Below are 4223 nucleotides of genomic sequence, written 5' to 3' on the forward strand. Positions count from 1 at the left end.
CCGGGCTCACCCGCGTCGGCCGGCTGGCGCCGGCGTCCGGGCGGGGCGCGGTGAACGGGCTGTTCTACACCGCCGCCTACTCCGGGTTCGCCGCGCCGTGGCTGGCCACCGCATTCGTCGCGACGACGGCGCTCGCCGCCCCGCTGGCGGTGCTCGCCGCCGCGGCCGCGGTCACCGCCGGGTGGCTCGCGGTCCGCTCCGGAGACCCGGACGGGGCACCCGGTCCCGGCCGGTCCCCGGACACCCCGCCATCCTAGGCTCGTCGGGTGCCCGACCTGACCAGTACCGCCAACCCGCGTGTCAAGAACCTGGTCCGGCTGCGCACCCGCCGCCACCGCGACGCGGCGGCCGTCACCGTGATCGAGGGGCACGACGAGCTGGCGCTCGCGCTCGACGCCGGCGTCGAGCCGACCGAGGTGTACTGGGCGCCGGACCTCGTGCGGTCGGACGCGCTGCTGGCCCGGATGCCGTCGGCGCGGGTGTTCTCGGTGACCCGCGAGGTGTTCGCCCGGATCGCCTACCGCGAGTCCCCGGACGGCTGGCTCGCCGTGGCCCCGGCCCCCGGCCGCCCGCTCGACGAGCTGGACCTCGGCCCGGACCCGCTCGTGCTCGTCGCCGAGGGTGTCGAGAAGCCCGGCAACGTCGGGGCGATGCTGCGCACCGCCGAGGCGTGCGGGGTGGACGCGGTGGTGATCGCGACCCCGGAGCGCGGTGGCACCGACTTCGCCAACCCCAACGTGGTGCGGGCGTCGAAGGGGACGGTGTTCGCGGTGCCGGTCGCGTCCGCGTCCACCGCCGAGGTCCTCGACTGGCTCGACCGGCGCGGCATCGCCACCCTCGTCACCACCCCGGCCGGGACGACCGGGCTCGCCGGCACCGACCTGACCGGGCCGACCGCGCTGGTCATCGGGACCGAGGCCACCGGGGTGACCGACGCGTGGCTCGACCGGGCCGACGCCACGGTGGTCATCCCGATGCGCGGGCGGGTCAACTCGCTCAACGCCTCGATCGCCGCGGCCGTGGTGCTCTACGAGGCGGTCCGTCAGCGCGGCTGACCGACGAGCTCGGCGCGCAGCCGCTTCTTGTCGGTCTTGCCGATCCCGGTCAGCGGGATCCGCTCGACGAACTCCACGGTGTCCGGCACGTACATCGCGCCGGCGCGGTCGGCGACCAGGCCGGTCAGCTCGTCCGGGCTCGGCGCCGGGGAGTCGGTGACGACGGCGGCGTGCACGGTCTCGGTGCCGTCGTCGTCGGGCACCCCGAAGACCGCGGCGTGCCGGACGGCCGGGTGCTCCATGAGCAGGTCCTCCAGCTCGGAGGTGTACACGTGCCCGCCCACGACGACGATCATGTCCTTGACCCGGTCGAGCAGGTGCAGGTAGCCGTCGGCGTCCTGGCGGGCGACGTCGCCGGTCCGCACCCACCCGTCGACGACGGTGGCGGCGGTCAGCTCCGGCTGCTTCCAGTAGCCGTCCATCTCCATGCCGGTGTGCACCCACAGCTCACCGCGCCTGCCCGGGGCGACGGGGCGGCCGTCGGCGTCGGTGATCGCGATCGTGGTGGTGGGGATCGGCCGCCCGACGGTGCCGAGCAGGTCGGGGTTCCGGTGCTCCTCGGCGGTGAGCACGCTGATCCCGCCGGCCTCGGTCTGGCCGTAGAACTGGGTGAACACCGGGCCGATCCGGCGCAGCGCCTCGGCGATGCGCCGCGGGTTGGCGGGGGCACCGCCGTAGACCAGCGACCGCAGCGACGACAGGTCGGTCCGGTCCAGGTCGGGGTGGTCGAGCAGGCGGTAGATCAGCGGCGGCAGCAGGAAGCCGTGGGTGATGCGCTCCCGCTCGACGGCGGCGAGGTAGGCGCCGGGCTCGAAACCGTCCTGCAGGACGACGGTGCCGCCGTCGGTGAGGGTGCGGTCGGCGAGCGACCCGCCGACGTGGGCGACCGGCGTGGCGACGAGCAGGCGCGCGCCGGCGTCGCCGCTGCCGAACCCGCCTGTCCCGCGGCGCATCGCGGCACCGCGACGGTGGTGGTCGAAGGTGTAGGTGATGCCCTTCGGGTGGCCGGTGGTGCCGCCGGTGTGCCGGATCTGCTCGATGGCGTCCGGCCGGGCGCGGCCCCGGACCGGCTCGGTGGACGCCGTCGCGGCCTCGGCCGTCACGTCGGTATCGGTGCCGTGCGGGCCGAGCCAGAGCACGTCGACGCCGGGGACCAGCGCGAGGACGGGCTCGGCGGCCGCCGCGGCGTCGGCGTCGGCGAGGACGAGCGGCGCCTCGACGTCGTCGACGATGCGGGCCTGCGCGGCGGCGGACAGGCCCTCGTGCGGCTGGGCGATGCCCGCCCCGAGCAGTGTCACCGCGAGCCGCGCGACGACCGCCTCGGGCGTGTTGCCGGCCAGCAGCGCCACGACCCGGCCCGGCTCGACCCGGCCGTCGAGGGCGTGGGCGAGCCGGTGCACGGAGTCCACGAGCTCGCCCGCGGTGATCCTGCGGTCGCGGTGCACCAGGGCCTCGCGGCCGCGGTCGGCGGCGAGGGCGTCGAGGAGCTCCTCGACGTCGCTGTGCAGCGCGGCCCCGCTCTGCGTGGCGGCACCGTTGCGCGGCGCGGTGGCGCTGTCCAGATCGGCGGACATGTCCGGGCTCCTCTCGACGGGATCGTTGTCTTACGCAACGATCAACTCGAGGGCAGGCTTCCCGGAGGTGATCTGATCGACACCTCTCGCTTGTGTGACCTACCAGGCGATCCTCAGGCGGCCAGGGCGAGCTCCTCGCGCCGCTCGGAGCGCTCCATCCGGACCGCCACACCCAACGCGGCCAGCCCCAGCAGCGGCAGCACGGTGGCGACCGCGGCGGGCGCGGTCCAGCCCCATCCGGCGGCCAGCACCAGGGCACCCAGCGCGGCCCCGAGGGCGTTGGACACGTTGAACGCGGCGTGGTGCAGTGCCGCGCCCAGAGTCGGACCCTCGCGACCGGCGTCCATCAGCCGGGTCGCGAGCGCCGGTGTGGTCGCGGTGGTGGTGAACGCCAGTGCGAACAGCGTGACCAGTGCGAACACCGGCGAGGACGCGGTGAGCGCGAACAGGGCCATCGACACCGCGGCGGCGGCGAGCCCCGAGGCGATCGTGCGGACCGGCGCAGTCTCGGCGAGCCGGCCGCCGACCTGGTTGCCGAGCGTCATGCCGACCCCGAACACGGCGAGCGCGAGCGGCACGGCCGCGGTGGCGAGCCCGGACACCTCGGTGAGCACCGGGGTGATGTAGCTGTACACGGCGAACGAGCCGCCGAACCCGGTCGCGATGACCGCCATCGTGATCCAGACCTGGCCGCGGCGCAGCGCCGACAGCTCACCCAGCACCGAGCCGCGGCGCTCGTTGCGGACGTCGGGGACCAGCCGCCAGACGGCCAGCATCGTGAGGGCCGCGACGGCGCCGACGGTCACGTAGGCCGCGGGCCAGCCCGCGTTCTGCCCGAGCCAGGTCGCGCCCGGGACGCCGACGATGTTGGCGATCATCAGCCCGCTCATCACCGTCGCGATCGCCCGTGGCCGCCGCTCGCGGGGGACCAGCGAGGCGGCGAGCACCGATGCGGTACCGAAGTAGGCGCCGTGCGGCAGCCCGGCCAGGAACCGGGTGGCGACGAAGGTGCCGAAGGTCGGGGCGAACGCCGACGCCACGTTGGTCACCGCCAGCGCGCCCGCCAGGGCCAGGACGAGGTGCTTGCGGGGCCACCGCGCGCCGAGCACGGCGAGCACCGGCGCGCCGACGACGACGCCGAGCGCGTAGGCGCTGATGGCCGTGCCGGCCTGCGGCACGGTGGCGCCGAGGTCGGCGGCGAAGGCCGGCAGCAGACCCATCGAGGCGAACTCGGTGGTGCCGATGGCCAGACCGCCGAGGGCCATCGCGGCGAGCGCGGGCCCGGTGGTGGGAGACTGGGACGAGGTGGAGGCTTTTTTCATCGCGACACGAGGATAAATCTCGGGAGGCCGGAGGTGTCAAACCGGATGACGTCGATGTCGGCCGGTTCACGTTCCGGCACGGATGCGCCCGGGCGCGCCGAGACCGACCGCTGGCGCGCCACCGCCGAGGTCCTGGACGCGGTGCGCCGCGAACCGGGCCTCACCCGCGTCGAGCTCGCCCGGCGCCTGCGCCTGGCCAGCGGCTCGGCCACCGAGATCGCGGCCCGGCTGCGCGACCTCGGCTGGGTCACCGAGGAGCGCGCCCCCTGCGG

The 4223-nt window shown here is 75.3% G+C and carries 5 protein-coding genes; 3 read left to right on the forward strand and 2 right to left on the reverse strand.

Translation table 11 applies throughout. From position 1 onward, the window contains the following. Together GTW08_RS30620 and GTW08_RS30625 are read left to right on the forward strand one after the other, a co-directional pair. Nucleotides 1–257, forward strand: a 257-nt coding sequence (locus GTW08_RS30620; protein WP_202417936.1) for a hypothetical protein, incomplete at its 5' end; no start/stop codon positions are given. A 9-nt stretch (nt 258–266) separates the two neighbouring features. Continuing rightward, the gene (locus tag GTW08_RS30625) at nt 267–1055 is read left to right on the forward strand and encodes a TrmH family RNA methyltransferase (RefSeq protein ID WP_161152886.1); all 789 of its coding nucleotides are present in this window, start codon (nt 267–269) and stop codon (nt 1053–1055) included. Here the strand turns inward: GTW08_RS30625 and GTW08_RS30630 are convergent. Beyond that, a complete protein-coding gene (locus GTW08_RS30630) occupies nt 1043–2629 on the reverse strand; it encodes an AMP-binding protein (protein WP_161152887.1) in 1587 nt (528 codons plus the stop codon). The genes GTW08_RS30625 and GTW08_RS30630 overlap by 13 nt on opposite strands. Nucleotides 2630–2742: 113 nt before the next feature. Continuing rightward, complete coding sequence (locus GTW08_RS30635; protein ID WP_161152888.1) at nt 2743–3951, reverse strand: MFS transporter; 1209 nt, start codon at nt 3949–3951, stop codon at nt 2743–2745. Nucleotides 3952–3996: 45 nt separating this feature from the next. On the opposite strand from GTW08_RS30635, the gene GTW08_RS30640 reads away from it, so the two are divergent. Further along, the coding region (locus GTW08_RS30640) for a MarR family transcriptional regulator (RefSeq protein WP_161152889.1) at nt 3997–4223 on the forward strand (227 nt) is incomplete at its 3' end.

Source organism: Pseudonocardia sp. SID8383, assembly GCF_009864975.1.
Taxonomy (GTDB): domain Bacteria; phylum Actinomycetota; class Actinomycetes; order Mycobacteriales; family Pseudonocardiaceae; genus Pseudonocardia; species Pseudonocardia alni.

Coding starts and splice junctions, on each gene's coding strand:
- GTW08_RS30635 (WP_161152888.1), bottom strand. CDS start 3,951: ATGAAAAAAGCCTCCACCTCGTCCCAGTCTCCCACCACCGGGCCCGCG.
- GTW08_RS30630 (WP_161152887.1), bottom strand. CDS start 2,629: ATGTCCGCCGATCTGGACAGCGCCACCGCGCCGCGCAACGGTGCCGCC.